Source organism: Marinobacter sp., from assembly GCF_048266785.1.
Classification (GTDB): Bacteria; Pseudomonadota; Gammaproteobacteria; order Pseudomonadales; family Oleiphilaceae; genus Marinobacter.
In genome coordinates, this window is the sequence record NZ_JBLWYX010000012.1 from 43,114 (window position 1) to 57,075 (window position 13,962).

The following is a 13,962-nucleotide window of genomic DNA, read 5'->3' on the forward strand; positions in this document are numbered from 1 at the left end:
GCCATTGCCAAGCCAGCCCGGACACCCCTGATTTTTCTAGTGAGCCAACATGACTGAACACACCAAGAATGCACCGCAAGAGGACAACAGGCTGATTGCTGAGCGCCGTGCCAAGCTGGCAGAGCTGCGCGAGAGCGGTAATCCCTTCCCCAACGATTTCCGACGCGATGCCACCGCCGCCGAACTGCAGGCGAAATACGGTGACAAGAGCAAGGAAGAGCTGGAGTCCATGGGCATAGAGGTTGCCATTGCCGGTCGCATGATGCTTGATCGCAAGGCATTCAAAGTGGTCCAGGATATGACTGGCCGTATGCAGATCTACGCGACCAAAGAGGTGCAGAAAGATACCAGGCACTGGGATCTTGGCGACATTGTTGGTGTGCGTGGATTGCTGACCAAGTCCGGTAAGGGCGATCTCTATGTGACTATGGATGAGTATGTGCTTCTTACCAAGTCACTGCGCCCGCTGCCGGAGAAGCACAAAGGCCTGACCGATACCGAATCGCGCTATCGTCACCGCTATGTGGATCTGATGGTCAATGAAGACAGCCGCCGGGTCTTTCTTGCGCGCTCGAAGATTATTACTGCCATGCGTCAGTTTTTTGCAGACCGCGATTTCATGGAGGTGGAAACCCCCATGTTGCAGGTGATTCCGGGTGGCGCCACCGCGCGACCGTTTATGACCCATCACAATGCTCTGGGTATTGATATGTACCTGCGCATCGCGCCGGAGTTGTATCTGAAGCGCCTGGTTGTAGGCGGTTTTGAACGGGTATTCGAGATTAACCGCAACTTTCGGAACGAGGGGCTTTCCACTCGTCATAACCCGGAATTTACCATGGTGGAATTCTATCAGGCGTATGCCGATTACAACGACCTGATGGACCTTACCGAAGACATGCTGCGCGCTATTGCCGAGCAGGTGCTGGGCACTACCAAGGTGGTGAATAGCCGAACCTTGGCTGACGGCACGGAAGAATCTATCGAGTACGACTTCGGTAAGCCTTTTGAACGCTTGACTGTGGTGGACGCCATCCTGCGCTTCTCTCCGGACGTCACTGCCGAGCAGCTTGCGGATGAGGCTTCTGCGCGGCAGGTTGCAAAAGATCTGGGCATTCATGTGAAAAACGGCTGGGGCCTGGGCAAGGTTCAGATCGAGATCTTTGAAGCGACGGCAGAGCATCGCCTGATGCAGCCTACGTTCATCACCGAATACCCGAAAGAAGTGTCGCCGCTGGCGCGTTGCAAAGACAGCAATCCGTTTGTGACTGAACGCTTCGAGTTCTTCGTGGGTGGCCGCGAGATTGCCAACGGCTTTTCCGAGCTTAACGATGCGGAAGATCAGGCTGAGCGCTTCCAGGCGCAGGTTGCCGAGAAAGATGCCGGCGACGACGAGGCCATGTTCTACGATGAAGATTACGTGATGGCTCTGGAGTACGGCCTACCGCCAACGGCGGGTGAGGGCATAGGTATTGACCGTCTGGCCATGCTGCTGACCAACTCCCCCTCCATTCGCGACGTAATCCTGTTCCCGGCCATGCGCCCGGAACACAAAGCCGAGAGCTCCAAGCCGGAGGAATAACCATGCACCCGGTTAAGGTACTGGCAAGCCATCTCAGGCCCGGCCGGGGCTGGCAAGAACACCTTGCAGGCGAGTTCAGTCAGCCCTATATGCAGGCGCTGGCTGAGTTTTTGGCTGCAGAAGAAGGCGCCGGGAAGGTACTTTTTCCCGATAGCAAGCACTGCTTTAATGCCCTCAACAGCACGCCGCTGGATCAGGTGCGTGTTGTTATTCTTGGGCAAGATCCCTACCACGGCCCCGGCCAGGCTCATGGCTTGTGCTTTTCCGTAAGGCCGGACGTTTCCCCGCCACCGTCGCTCGTTAACATGTTCAAGGAAATCCAGAGTGATCTGGGTATCGCGCCGCCGGATCATGGCTGCCTGCAGCCCTGGGCGGAGCGTGGCGTATTGCTTCTAAACAGCGTATTAACGGTGGTACAGGGGAAAGCCGGCGCGCATCAGGGAAAAGGCTGGGAGACGTTTACTGATCGTGTGATTGACGTAGTGAATCGTGAACGTGAAGGTGTCGTGTTTCTGCTCTGGGGCAGTTATGCCCGAAAGAAGGGGCAGCACATTGATCGTAACCGCCATCTTGTGCTGGAAGGGCCGCATCCATCACCGCTCAGTGCTTATCGCGGTTTCTTTGGCTGCAAGCATTTCTCCCGGGCCAATGAATGGCTCCGGGAGCAGGGGAAGGAGCCAGTAGATTGGCAGTTGCCTTCCAAAGCAGGCCTGATTGCCCGTTATAACTAATCCTGATCCTATTGAAGCAAAGCCATCGCGGCTTCCATCTGGGCGTTCAGATCTTCTTCTTCGTTCATGTCAATATTCGGGTCAAGGCCGAGGCGATCGAAAGCCGAGATGGCAGTCCAGTCCATCTGTGCCCAGTTATGCTCAGAGCCAGCAACCAGTTGAAGGTTGGCCACCATAACCAGGTCGGCGTAATCGGCTGAAGGCACTTCTCGTTGGAAGCTGGCGTATTCCAATGGAACATTCTGCAGATCTTTCGGAAAATCCCACTTTTTAAGAATAGCTGCCCCGATTCTCGGATGCAGTTCGTCGATGATGTTGTCCAGCATGATGCTGCTGACCTGCACATCTTCGTCTTCCACGTAGCGCAAAATCGGCAGTACGCCAATCAGGTGCACCAGGCCAGCCAGGGTGGCCTGATCCGGCTTCAGCTTTGTGTAGTGCTGAGCAAGTACATGGCAAACGCCAGCCACTTCGGTGCTGGTTTGCCATGTTGCACGCAGGCGCTTGTCGATCATGTCAGAGGTTGCCTGGAACATCTGCTGCATGGCCAGGCCCATGGCCAGGTTGCTGGTATAGGCCATGCCGAGCCGACTTACCGCCATGTTCAGGTTCTCTATAGTACGGTTGCCCCGGAACAATGGGCTGTTGCAAACGCGGATGATACGGGCAGAGAGGGCTGTATCGTTGCTGATAACCTTGACCAGGTCACCAATGGCCGAATCTTCGGACTCGGCGATATCGCGCACCTGAAGCGCGGCTTCCGGCAGGGTGGGAAGTACCAGTTTGTCGTTTTCGATTGCGGCCGTAAGATCCGCTTTGATGGTTTCAGCAATATTCGACATAGTTTGGCAGAGGTCCGCTTGTCAGTTCGGGAGGCCCGTGATGTTATCGAGCGGGCGCCCCCGAAAGTTAGAAATATGAACTCTATTTATAGCAAATTTTCACGGGTTTGCCTGTCAACTTATGTATCCTCTCGTGCACTGTCTTTGCGTTCGGTAACGCTGTAAGGCAGCGGTTGCTGTTCCAGTAAAGCTTCTGGCTGGCCATCTGTTAACAGTTCGCCGTTGGCGGCGTCGTGCCGGATGACCGCAAGCAGTTCGCAGGAGCCATTATCGAAGCCGACTGCATTGACCACTTCGCCCACTGAGCGTTCGCCCGCCATGATGGAGGTGCCGGGAGTGGGTATGGAGTTAGCCTTTGCAATACGAAAGCGAAACAGGCTTTTTTTGAGCTGCCCGAGGAAGTGCATTCGGGCGATCACTTCCTGACCGGTGTAGCAGCCTTTTTTGAAGTGCACACCGTTCAGATGTTGCCAGTTGAGCATCTGTGGCACATAGGATTCGCTGGTGGCTGTGCTTAGTATGGGTACGCCTGCGGCAATCTCGGATGCCTGCCAGTCGGCCAGAGTTTTCTCCGGAATGCTGTCCAGCTTCAGATTCCCTGCGCCGGGTTGCCACAGTTCAAAGCGGGGCAGCCATTCCGCCGTGTCCTCTGTGCGGATCAGAAACCCTGAGTCCAGAACCAGGGTGTCTCCCGGCGATGTTAGGCTGTTAAGCCCCTCTCCGCCAAGGCTTGACGCGGCTTCATTGCCCAGCAGCCCGATGATTTTTCCATCGGTCTGCGCCGTCATTGAGGTGCCACGGAACAGCATCATGTATTTGCGCAGGTGAGTCATGATTGACTCTGCCAGCTCGGAGGGTAGGTCCATCAGAATGTCGTCACCATCGCGCACAAGCCGAGTCAGGCAGTAAGCACGGCCTTTGGGTGTCGCACCGGCGGCGCGGGGTGACGTGCCTGTTTTGACGTCATCAAGGTTCTGGCTTAGCTGGCCCTGCAGGAACTTGTCAGTACCCGGGCCGGAGATGCGAACCAGAACACGGTTGGTCAGCAGGATGTGGCCCGAAGCCGGGGGTGGGAACTCGGCTGATGTGTATACAGGCGTGTCTGAAACAGGTACTTCTGTACCAGTCATGGGAAAACTCCGGGCAAAAAGCTATTCAAATGATGTCTGTGTGCGGCCCAGTCGGAGCCACAGTCTCAGGCGACGAAACTGATCTTCGGATACGTTACCCGCAATCCGTCTGCCGGAGAGTAGCACAACAGGGTATGAAGAAGATGTGGAGGCCACAGGCTGCAGTTTCAAGAGTGCGAACTTTGAACTGATGCGGCTTGAAGGGCTGGCGCTTACCGCCAGAATTTGCCCATTTCCAAGGCGGGCATAGAGCGTACCCTGATCCTGATGCAGCGCCAGAACGGCCGAAGGCCCTGCTAATAATCCATTCAGTCGGTACTGGTATAGCGCGCCTGCCAGGGTTAGCGGTGCCAGCGCATACATCCAGTGCTTTCCGGACGCGCCGGCTATCAGTGCGAAAGTGCTGGCGACCAGCCATGGTGCGGCAGCGAAGCAGCCCGCCGCAACGCATCGTGAAAGCGTGAGGTCAATCCGGTTGGACACGGGCAAGAATGATGTCAACAATGCGTTGGAGATCCGGATCATCGGAGCGCCTGCGCTGCATGAACCATTCGAACATATCGGCATCCTCACAGCTCAGAAGCTTTTTGTAGCGTTCCTGGTCTTCCTTGTCCAAATCCCGGTAGGCTTCTTCCAGAAATGGAATCAACAGGACATCCAGTTCCAGCATACCGCGGCGACTGTGCCACCAGAGACGGTTGAAAGCCGAATTGTCTGCTTGGGTGTCTTGCATAATTGCTCTCTTGGTCGTCCCCTTTAAAGTGAAGGGGTTCTGTAGGTTGTTGGTATAAGTACGGTATCACGGGCCTCGTGTAGCAGTCTCGGATAATCCAGTGTGTAATGCAGGCCGCGGCTTTCCTTACGTTGCAGCGCCGCGCAGATGATCAGGTCAGACACGGTGACCAGATTTCTGAGTTCCAGAAGGTCGTTGGTTACCCGGTAGTTGCTGTAAAATTCGCCTATTTCGGCGGAGAGAAGATCAACCCGGTGCTTTGCCCGCTGCAGGCGTTTGGTTGTGCGCACAATGCCCACGTAGTCCCACATAAAGTGACGCAGCTCGTCCCAGTTGTGAGAAATCACAACGTCTTCGTCCGAATCCCGCACCTGGCTTTCATCCCATGCCGGAGCCTCGGGTGGGGGAGGAATGTCTGCTTCCCGGCGCGCAATATCGGCAGCAGCAGCCCGGCCATACACCAGGCATTCCAGCAACGAATTGCTGGCCATTCGATTGGCGCCATGGAGCCCGGTAAACCCGGCTTCCCCGACGACATAAAGTTGGTTGATGTCAGTTCGTGCCCGATCATCGCTGACAATGCCGCCGCAGGTATAGTGTGCTGCAGGCACCACAGGAATGGGCTCGCGAGTAATGTCGATGCCAAACTCGAGACATTTCTCGTAGATTGTGGGGAAATGATGCCGGACGAAATCCGCAGGCTTGTGGCTTATGTCCAGATACAGGTGGTCTGCACCCAGCCGCTTCATTTCATGGTCGATGGCTCGGGCCACTATGTCCCTTGGCGCCAGTTCGCCACGTTTGTCGAAACGATCCATGAAGCGGGAGCCGTCCGGCAGCTTCAGAAGTCCCCCTTCACCCCTTACCGCTTCGGTAATCAGGAACGACTTGGCGTGCGGATGGTACAGGCAAGTCGGATGAAACTGATTGAACTCCATGTTGCCAACACGGCAGCCTGCACGCCAGGCCATTGCAATGCCATCACCGGATGCACCGTCAGGGTTGGTGGTGTAGCGGTACGCTTTAGATGCGCCACCGGTGGCAATCACTGTAAAGCGTGCCCGGAAAAGCTCCACGTGGTTGTCTTCGAGGTTCAGTATGTAGGCGCCAACGCAGCGGTTGCCCGGTAAGGCCAGCTTGCGATTGGTAATCAGATCCACCGCAACACGACCTGACCTGAGTTCAATGTTGGGTCGGGCCTGGGCCTGGGCGGTCAATGTTGTGGATACCGCATGCCCGGTGGCATCAGCGGCATGAATGATGCGCCGGTGGCTGTGGCCGCCTTCGCGGGTAAGGTGGAGCTGGGCATCGGTGTCTCGGGTAAAATCAACGCCGGTGCCGATGAGCCATTCAATGCTTTCCTTGCTTTGCTCCACAGTGAAACGCACGGCTTCTTCGCTGCACAGGCCTCCGCCGGCAGCGAGGGTATCCTGCACATGGTTTTCGGTGGAGTCCTGGTCGTCCAGAACGGCGGCTATGCCGCCCTGGGCCCAGAGCGTGGCACCGCTGCTGATGTCAGCCTTGCTGACAACGCATACTTTCAGATGCTCCGGCAGGTTAAGCGCAACGGTCAGGCCGGCCGCGCCGCTGCCGATAATGAGAACATCGTATTCATAGGACTGTAGCATCGGGTCGTTATCGCGGGCCATAATGTGAGCGTGTATTGAACTAAACTTTACGCCTGCTGTCTATTTTGCCTGATGGATGACCGGTCTTGAAGGCCGAGTCATCGTTTCCAAAAACGGGCGCCGGACAGTGAGCATGAATCATCAGAAACTCGTATTGGCCACTAAAACAGAGCGTACCGGCATAGCGTCCATGGCACCCGAGAACGACCAGAAACAGGCTGAGCAGCCAGACAGTCAGACCGATCTGCAACTTGTTCGCAAAGTCCGGAACGGGGATCGCGCAGCGTTTGATCTTCTGGTGGTCAAATATCAGTCAAGGGTGGCTTCTATAATAAGTCGTTATGTTTACGACAGCCAGGAAGTCATGGACCTTACCCAGGAAGCGTTCATCAAGGCCTACCGGGCCATCGACCGCTTTCGTGGTGACAGTGCCTTTTACACCTGGCTTTATCGTATTGCGGTGAATACCGCGAAAAATCATCTCGAGTCCCGCAGCCGAAGGCCTCAAGGTAGTGCTGATTCGGCTGAGGCCGAGAATTTTGATGACGGCCGGCGGTTGCGGGATATCGCCTCGCCGGAACGTCTGCTGCAGCGTGATCAGTTACAGATGGAACTGAGTAATGCCATAGCCAGCTTGCCAGAAGAGCTTCGTTCGGCATTTTTGCTGCGAGAGTATGACGGGCTCAGCTATGAAGATATAGCGCGGATTCTGGAATGCCCGATCGGGACAGTGCGCTCACGTATTTTTCGGGCCAGGGATGCTGTTGACAGACATCTTGGGCCCCTGCTCAATCATTCGGTGACGTAATTGAAGGTGCATCCTATGGATGATCGTCTCAGAGAAACACTGTCGGCCATGATGGACGATGAAGCCGACGAACTTGCGGTTCGACGCCTATTATCCCATGGAGGCCAGGACGACGTCCGTGCCCAGTGGCAGCGATGGCAGGGTATTCATGATCTTATGCATCGAGGCCATTCACCGGCTGAGGGCGTTGATGTCAGTGTGGCAGTGCGCGAAGCGCTCGACGGCCGCATCAGATCACAGGTGCTGGCTGTATCGAACAGCCGCGAAGCGCCGCGACGCTGGCAATGGCCGGCGGCGGCGATGGTTGCTGTTGCTTTATTGCTAGGCTTTGGTGCCGGCGCGGGCTGGGAGGCCGGAGAGACGGCTCCCAGTGCTCTGGCATCGGCACCTGTAACGGAGATGCTAGCGCCCGACGCTGTTTCTGCCGGAGAGCGTGCACCAGTTCAGGAAGTTGCCTTGCAGGGGCTTGATGAGAAGCAGTGGGAACACATGAGTCGCTATCTGCTGGAGCACGCTCAGCACAACAGCGTGGGTGCCGGACAGGGCTCGGTGGGTTATGCCCGTCTGGTCAGCGCAAATGGCGGCTACTGATAGCAAGTAATGAAGGTGCTCATGAGCAAAGCCCGGTATTTCGGCCTGAGTCTGACTGATTTGTCATTGCGCTGGCTCGTCGCGCTATCGCTGGCGATGGTTATGCCAGTGCATGCGGTTGCTGAAGAGAAATCAGCCGTGTACTGGCTGGAGCAGCTGGGGCCGGCCCTTAACATGACCTCCTATCGCGGCGTGTTTGTGTACGCCAGAGGTTCCAACGTACACTCGATGCAGATTGCCCATCGCTATCACAATGGCATTGTTGAGGAGCGTCTGGTTTTGCAGGACGGGGGCAGTGGAGAGATTGTTCGCCGGGATATGAATGTGGTCTGCGTGCTCCCTGAGCAGGGTAAGGTAAGGCTGGATCAGGTCATTCCGTCCGGGCCATTCGCCGAGGCATTTTCCAGTCAGTTGATTCCCGTAAGCCGATGGTACAGTGCCGAGCTGAAAGGCGAAGACCGTATTGCCGGCTATGATGTGGTTACCGTAGCGTTGACGGCTAAAGATCAGCATCGATACAGCCACCGGTTGTGGCTGGAAAAAACGACGGGGCTTTTGGTAAAAAGCCATGTGCGGGCATCCGGTGGCGAGGTGCTGGAGCACTTTCAATTCACCAGCCTCGAGATTACTGATGATATTTCTGATGGCGAACTTGAGATCCGCACCAAGGGTCGTGAGATCTCCCGTACCCTGAGTGAAGCCGGCCAGTATCCGGGTTCGCAGGGTGGGTTATCAAAAACATCCCGTATGCATGGTTGGCATCTTGGCTGGCGCCCGGAAGGTTTCGAACCTGCTGCAGCGCCTGTTTCGGGCAATGGGCAGGCAGTTGCGTTTTCCGACGGGTTGGCGGCCTTCTCGGTATTTGTCGAGTCTGCAGGCAGCGTGAGTATGCCCACGGGCGCAACCCGTATCGGGGCGACAACGATTTATATGCACCAACTGAAGAACGGGAGTCAGGGTTTTCTGGTAACCGTGGTGGGTGAAATACCGCCAGCAGCGGCGCGTCAGGTCGCTGAATCGGTGCAGGTTAATGGAGCTTTTGTTTCGGGTGCAGCTGAACCGTGATTACCGAGACAGGAAAAGTCGTTGCTGTGACCGGCCAGCACGCCTGGGTCCAGACCATACGTACCAGCGCCTGCCAGAACTGTGCGGCACGTAACGGCTGCGGGCAGAAGGTGCTGGCTTCGGCAACCGGTGGCCGCGCCAATCAGGTTCGTGTCGTTAACTCTGTGAATGCCCAGGTGGGCGAAGATGTGACGCTCGGTATTGACGAAAGCGCACTTCTTGGCGCCTCCCTGCTGGTGTATGCACTTCCTCTTCTGCTTATGGTGGCGGCCAGTATAATCGGGCACCAACTGTCCGAAGGTAGTGATTTTGCGGCCATGGCGGGCGCCGCTGCCGGTCTTGCATTTGGCTTTCTGATAAGTCGAAAATTACAGAGCCGGAATGCCGGCAACTATGAACCCATGCTGCTCCGGGTTAACCGTATCCCGGCCGGGGTAGCTTCTCATCCCGACTCATTAACCTGATATACAGGGGGTTCCGACATGCTGAGAACAACTATTGAAGTAACCCGGCTCTCCCCGACATCACTCACTCAGAGGGTGTCGGGTTCTCTGTTGGTGGTACTGTTCGCTATGGTGCTGCTTGTCTGGAGCCAGGCAGGCTTCGCACGAGGTTTGCCGGACTTTACCGGGCTGGTTGAGGAAAACGCAGGAGCGGTCGTTAATATAAGTACCACCAGCGCCCCCGCTGCCGGAAACACGCGCTTTCACGGTCTGCCTTTTGATGAGCGCCAGCTCGACCAGTTGCCGGAGTTTTTCCAGGAATTCTTTCGCGGTCCGCAGTCACCCTTCGGTGGCGCCCCTGGTAATTCTCAGCCGACTCGTTCTATGGGGTCAGGGTTTATAGTGTCCGCCGATGGCTACGTGCTGACCAACAACCATGTAGTTGAAGGTGCTGATGAGATTATTGTCCGCCTCAATGACCGGCGTGAATTGCCGGCTACTCTGGTAGGCACAGATCCCCGCTCGGACATGGCCGTTTTGAAAATCGAAAATGGGGACGACCTCCCTGTTGTGAAAACAGGGCGCTCCAAAGACCTCAAGGTGGGTGAGTGGGTGTTTGCGATTGGCTCACCGTTTGGCTTCGACTATACCGTTACAGCCGGCATCGTCAGTGCGCTGGGTCGCTCGCTCCCATCAGAAAACTACGTACCGTTTATCCAGACCGATGTTGCGATCAATCCGGGGAACTCCGGGGGGCCCCTGTTCAATCTTGATGGCGAAGTTATTGGCATAAACTCGCAGATCTACACCCGCTCCGGCGGTTTCATGGGGGTCTCGTTTGCTATTCCCATTGATGATGCCATGAGCGTATTTCGCCAGATTCGGGACAAGGGCGCGGTTTCCCGCGGTTGGCTGGGCGTGCTGATTCAGGAAGTGAATCGTGATCTGGCTGAGTCTTTCGGCCTCAAGCGCCCACGGGGCGCATTGATTGCCGAAGTTATGGACGGTTCGCCAGCTGAGGCTGGTGGCTTGCAGTCTGGTGATATCGTGCTTGAGTACGATGGCGATGACATTCAGCTCTCGTCGGATTTGCCGCCCATGGTAGGCCGCACTCCGGTAGGCGAAACGGCTCGCCTGACCGTGCTTCGTGGTGGAAAAGAAATCGCGCTGGATGTTGAAATTGGCCAGTTGCCGGACGAGCGCGGTGCCCAGCAGGCGACTCCCTCTGGTGGCAGTTCATCAACAGCGCCACTTGGGCTAACCGTTGAGCCACTGCCTTCAGATCTGGCTGACTCCATTGGCGTGCCTGGCGGCGTTGTAGTAACAGGCGTTGGCAAAGGGCCGGCCTATGATGCTGGTATTCGCGCCCGGGATGTGATTACCGAAATAAACAGAAAGGCGGTGTCGTCGGTTGAGGACTTCCGTAAAGTGGTCAGAACCCTCCCTGAGGGACGGGCGGTATCGGTTCGTGTAGTGCGCCAGGGCAGGGCAATTTATCTTGTTATGAAACCCTGACAGTAGGCGTTTGAAAAGACGTCATAATATTGCAAAAGGCCCCGAAACCTGGTCCAGAAAACGACAGGCTTCGGGGCTTTTGTTATACTGCTTTCTGAAATAATAAGAGCTGCCACGGAATGGATCAGGCCAGATTATGAAAAGAAAGGATCTCCCGCTCCTGCAACTTCTGAAACCCCGTAATGCCTGGCTCGCCTGGCTGCTTCTGGTCATAGCGATCGCCGTAACGGTGGCGTCCTGGCAGTTTTCAATCCGGCTGGTAGAAGATCGCACGGAAGCCCGGTTTCGAACCCAATCTCTGCAATTGAAAACTGCCATTGAGGAACGATTGCTCAACTATGAACAGGTTCTGGCAGGCAGTGCCGGCCTTTTTGCGGTTGCGGGTAAGGTTTCCCGTGACCAGTGGCGGGAATATGTTCACAAGGTCGATATTAACCGTTATTACCCGGGCATTCAGGGCATCGGGTATGTTGAGCGCATTGAAGTGCGGGGCATGGCTGATCACATTGCCTCGGTGCGCGCAGAGGGTGTTTACAAGTACCTGGTGAAACCATTGGGGACCGGGCCTTTCTATTACCCCATGGTATATCTCGAACCCGGAACCGAAAGCAATCGAAAAGCACTGGGTTATGACGCTTTCAGTGATCCGGTCCATCGAAAAGCCATGGAGCGATCGCGTGACGATGCAGTTCCGACGGTAACGGCTAAAGTGGTTCTGGTTCAGGAAGAAATGGAAGAGGGGCAGGCCAGCTTTCTTATGTATTACCCTGTGTTCCAGGGTGGGCAGGTGCCGGACATACGTGCTGAACGCCGCATGATGCTGGCGGGTTTTGTGTTCAGTGCGTTTCGCATGAATAACCTTCTTGATGGCATCATTGGTCTGATTTCACCGTTTCTCGATATTCGCATCTACGATGATGGCGTCGTTGGCCGTGAAAACCTGATGTACGGCTCGAACCTCGGCTCTCTGGACAATGAGTTCAGTTTTGAAATGAGCCAGACCGTTAGCCATGGCGGGCGGGACTGGTTGCTGCAAACCCGTTCCACTCCTGCCTTTGACTACCTGGCATCAGATCCTCGCCCGCCGATTGTGCTTGGTAGTGGCGTTGTTATAAGTCTTTTGCTCTTTGTTGTCGCGCTGGCGCTGATTCATTCGCGCCTTATGGCGCAGATCGGTGCCGGGCGTTATCGCGCAATTACGGAGGGCGCGGCTAACGTTACGTTGGTTATGGAGGAGGACGGAACGCCGCTTTATGCCAGCCCATCCAGCTTTGACATTCTTGGGTTTGACCCCGGCGAAGTTCAGGCGTTGGCATTGGAAAGTCTTGTGCACGAGGACGACTGGCTCCCGCTGAAGCAGGGGTTTGACGATGCCACGGCGGCACCAGGCAAACAGATGCCGGTTATCCGGGCGCGCATTCGCGATGCTGCTGGTGACTGGCGCGACATGGAAGGCACCTATACTGCCATGCTGACGGTGCCTGGTGTTAAAGGTGTGGTGCTGAGCCTGCGTGATCTGACCCAGCTCAAAGCAGCCCAGTCCGAGCTCCACAGACTCGCGTTTTACGATCCCCTTACAGGTCTTGCCAACCGACAGTTATTCCGTGATCGTCTTAACAATGTGGTGCGCAGGAGCCGCCGAAGCGGCGTGCCAGCAGCGCTGATGTTCCTGGACCTTGATGGTTTCAAGCGAATTAACGATACGTTGGGCCACGACGCTGGCGACGAACTCCTGTGTCAGGTGGCACATTGGCTTGGCGGTTGTGTGCGTGAAGAAGATTCTGTGGCAAGGCTTGGCGGCGATGAGTTTGTCGTGTTGCTGTCAGAGGTCAATGGCACAGATGCGGCCTCCAAGGTGGCAGAAACCATTCTGCGCAGATTGTGCCAGCGGATTCGTCTGAGTGATCATGAGGTGGGCATTACGGTCAGCATTGGCCTCACCATGATTCCTCATGATAGCGAAGACCCTGGCACTTTAATGAAGTATGCGGATCTGGCCATGTACCGGGCCAAAGAAATGGGCCGCAACACCCACCAGTTTTTTACGCCTGCCATGAACATCAAAGCCGCACGCCGTCTACTGCAGCAAGAAGAGCTGGCGAGCGCTCTTGAAGGCGAACGCTTTGTTCTGCATTACCAGCCCAAAGTAGATCTGATCAGTCAACGGGTGATTGGTGTTGAGGCATTCCTGCGTTGGCACCACCCGGAAAAGGGTCTGGTCTCTGCACAGCAGTTTATCGGCCTGGCAGAAGAAACCGGTTTAATTGTACGTCTGGGTGAAATGGCATTGCGCCAGGCCTGTATTCAGGTTCAGGCGCTTGAGCGGGCTGGCTTTGAGGCCCTGAAAATGGCGGTCAATCTGTCGGTCAGGCAGGTCACCGACTCCCGTTTCCTCGATATGGTTCGGCAGGTGATTACCGAAACAGGTGTGTCGCCCGAGAAGCTTGAACTGGAAATGCCGGTGGAACTGCTAAATGAAGACCCGCGCATGCTACGTGAGTTGCTCGTGTCGCTAAACGATCTGGGTGTCTGCCTGATTCTGGACGATTTCGGAGCCGGTTCCTGTTCCCTGGTTGCTTTGCAGCAGCTTCCTCTCGATGTTATAAAAATTGATCACCGCTTTATCCGCGATATTCCGTACAATGTCAGTGCGACCGATGTGGCTTCGGCGGTGATTGCGCTGGCGCAGAAGCTCCATCTTACCGTGGTGGCCGAGGGTGTAGAAACACCGCAACAACTGAGCTTCCTGAAATCGGCCGGATGTACCCAGTGCCAGGGCAATCTTTTCAGCTATCCGCTGGACGAAGATGCGCTTATTGGCTTTCTTATCCGGCAGTACGAGCGCCCGCTTATTTCCTGATCATGGCAATGGCGGCCGGTAACCGGTAAAATCA

The 13,962-nt window shown here is 55.9% G+C and carries 13 protein-coding genes; 8 read left to right on the forward strand and 5 right to left on the reverse strand.

Features of this window, described 5'->3' with window-relative positions:
* The first annotated feature begins 49 nt into the window (after window positions 1-49).
* Both lysS and ung read left to right on the forward strand, forming a co-directional pair.
* Window positions 50-1,582, forward strand: coding sequence for a lysine--tRNA ligase (gene lysS / locus ACN0V1_RS15465; protein WP_417545848.1), 1,533 nt, complete (start codon window positions 50-52; stop codon window positions 1,580-1,582).
* Window positions 1,583-1,584: 2 nt separating this feature from the next.
* Window positions 1,585-2,313 carry a uracil-DNA glycosylase gene (gene ung, locus ACN0V1_RS15470; protein WP_417545849.1) on the forward strand — a complete coding sequence of 243 codons (729 nt, stop codon included), beginning with the start codon at window positions 1,585-1,587 and terminating at the stop codon, window positions 2,311-2,313.
* 8 nt (window positions 2,314-2,321) lie between these two features.
* Here ung and ACN0V1_RS15475 read toward each other — a convergent pair whose 3' ends face one another.
* From ACN0V1_RS15475 to nadB, 5 genes are all read right to left on the reverse strand, one after another.
* A complete protein-coding gene (locus ACN0V1_RS15475) occupies window positions 2,322-3,155 on the reverse strand; it encodes an HDOD domain-containing protein (protein WP_417545850.1) in 834 nt (277 codons plus the stop codon).
* 119 nt (window positions 3,156-3,274) lie between these two features.
* On the reverse strand, window positions 3,275-4,285 hold the full coding sequence (locus ACN0V1_RS15480) for a YgfZ/GcvT domain-containing protein (RefSeq protein WP_417545851.1): 1,011 nt from the start codon (window positions 4,283-4,285) through the stop codon (window positions 3,275-3,277).
* Between the two features lie 21 nt (window positions 4,286-4,306).
* Window positions 4,307-4,789, reverse strand: coding sequence for a hypothetical protein (locus tag ACN0V1_RS15485; protein WP_417545852.1), 483 nt, complete (start codon window positions 4,787-4,789; stop codon window positions 4,307-4,309).
* Complete coding sequence (locus tag ACN0V1_RS15490) at window positions 4,752-5,018, reverse strand: succinate dehydrogenase assembly factor 2 (RefSeq protein ID WP_417545853.1); 267 nt, start codon at window positions 5,016-5,018, stop codon at window positions 4,752-4,754. Before ACN0V1_RS15490 ends, ACN0V1_RS15485 begins: the two co-directional genes overlap by 38 nt.
* Before the next feature lie 23 nt (window positions 5,019-5,041).
* Complete coding sequence (nadB, locus tag ACN0V1_RS15495; protein WP_417545933.1) at window positions 5,042-6,646, reverse strand: L-aspartate oxidase; 1,605 nt, start codon at window positions 6,644-6,646, stop codon at window positions 5,042-5,044.
* A 190-nt stretch (window positions 6,647-6,836) separates the two neighbouring features.
* Here nadB and rpoE point away from each other — a divergent pair, with 190 nt between their 5' ends.
* The 6 genes from rpoE (at window position 6,837) to ACN0V1_RS15525 (ending at window position 13,928) form a co-directional block, all read left to right on the forward strand.
* Window positions 6,837-7,454: an RNA polymerase sigma factor RpoE gene (gene rpoE, locus ACN0V1_RS15500; protein ID WP_291946591.1), complete on the forward strand. Its 618-nt coding sequence runs from the start codon at window positions 6,837-6,839 to the stop codon at window positions 7,452-7,454.
* Between the two features lie 15 nt (window positions 7,455-7,469).
* Window positions 7,470-8,045 (forward strand): sigma-E factor negative regulatory protein, encoded by a 576-nt coding sequence (locus ACN0V1_RS15505; protein WP_417545854.1) that lies wholly within the window; start codon window positions 7,470-7,472, stop codon window positions 8,043-8,045.
* Window positions 8,046-8,066: 21 nt separating this feature from the next.
* Window positions 8,067-9,110, forward strand: a complete 1,044-nt coding sequence (locus ACN0V1_RS15510; protein ID WP_417545855.1) for a MucB/RseB C-terminal domain-containing protein — start codon at window positions 8,067-8,069, stop codon at window positions 9,108-9,110.
* On the forward strand, window positions 9,107-9,574 hold the full coding sequence (locus ACN0V1_RS15515; protein WP_417545856.1) for a SoxR reducing system RseC family protein: 468 nt from the start codon (window positions 9,107-9,109) through the stop codon (window positions 9,572-9,574). The genes ACN0V1_RS15510 and ACN0V1_RS15515 overlap by 4 nt, the downstream gene beginning before the upstream one ends.
* Window positions 9,575-9,682: 108 nt before the next feature.
* Window positions 9,683-11,068 carry a DegQ family serine endoprotease gene (locus ACN0V1_RS15520; RefSeq protein WP_417545934.1) on the forward strand — a complete coding sequence of 462 codons (1,386 nt, stop codon included), beginning with the start codon at window positions 9,683-9,685 and terminating at the stop codon, window positions 11,066-11,068.
* Between the two features lie 136 nt (window positions 11,069-11,204).
* Window positions 11,205-13,928 carry an EAL domain-containing protein gene (locus tag ACN0V1_RS15525; RefSeq protein ID WP_417545857.1) on the forward strand — a complete coding sequence of 908 codons (2,724 nt, stop codon included), beginning with the start codon at window positions 11,205-11,207 and terminating at the stop codon, window positions 13,926-13,928.
* Window positions 13,929-13,962: the final 34 nt, after the last annotated feature.

What these genes read in the sequence shown, in the direction of transcription:
- lysS (WP_417545848.1), top strand. Translation starts at nt 50, where the DNA reads ATGACTGAACACACCAAGAATGCACCGCAAGAGGACAACAGGCTGATT.
- ACN0V1_RS15475 (WP_417545850.1), bottom strand. Translation starts at nt 3,155, where the DNA reads ATGTCGAATATTGCTGAAACCATCAAAGCGGATCTTACGGCCGCAATC.
- rpoE (WP_291946591.1), top strand. Translation starts at nt 6,837, where the DNA reads ATGGCACCCGAGAACGACCAGAAACAGGCTGAGCAGCCAGACAGTCAG.
- ACN0V1_RS15510 (WP_417545855.1), top strand. Translation starts at nt 8,067, where the DNA reads ATGAGCAAAGCCCGGTATTTCGGCCTGAGTCTGACTGATTTGTCATTG.
- ACN0V1_RS15525 (WP_417545857.1), top strand. Translation starts at nt 11,205, where the DNA reads ATGAAAAGAAAGGATCTCCCGCTCCTGCAACTTCTGAAACCCCGTAAT.
- nadB (WP_417545933.1), bottom strand. Translation starts at nt 6,646, where the DNA reads ATGCTACAGTCCTATGAATACGATGTTCTCATTATCGGCAGCGGCGCG.
- ACN0V1_RS15490 (WP_417545853.1), bottom strand. Translation starts at nt 5,018, where the DNA reads ATGCAAGACACCCAAGCAGACAATTCGGCTTTCAACCGTCTCTGGTGG.
- ung (WP_417545849.1), top strand. Translation starts at nt 1,585, where the DNA reads ATGCACCCGGTTAAGGTACTGGCAAGCCATCTCAGGCCCGGCCGGGGC.
- ACN0V1_RS15505 (WP_417545854.1), top strand. Translation starts at nt 7,470, where the DNA reads ATGGATGATCGTCTCAGAGAAACACTGTCGGCCATGATGGACGATGAA.
- ACN0V1_RS15520 (WP_417545934.1), top strand. Translation starts at nt 9,683, where the DNA reads ATGGTGCTGCTTGTCTGGAGCCAGGCAGGCTTCGCACGAGGTTTGCCG.
- ACN0V1_RS15480 (WP_417545851.1), bottom strand. Translation starts at nt 4,285, where the DNA reads ATGACTGGTACAGAAGTACCTGTTTCAGACACGCCTGTATACACATCA.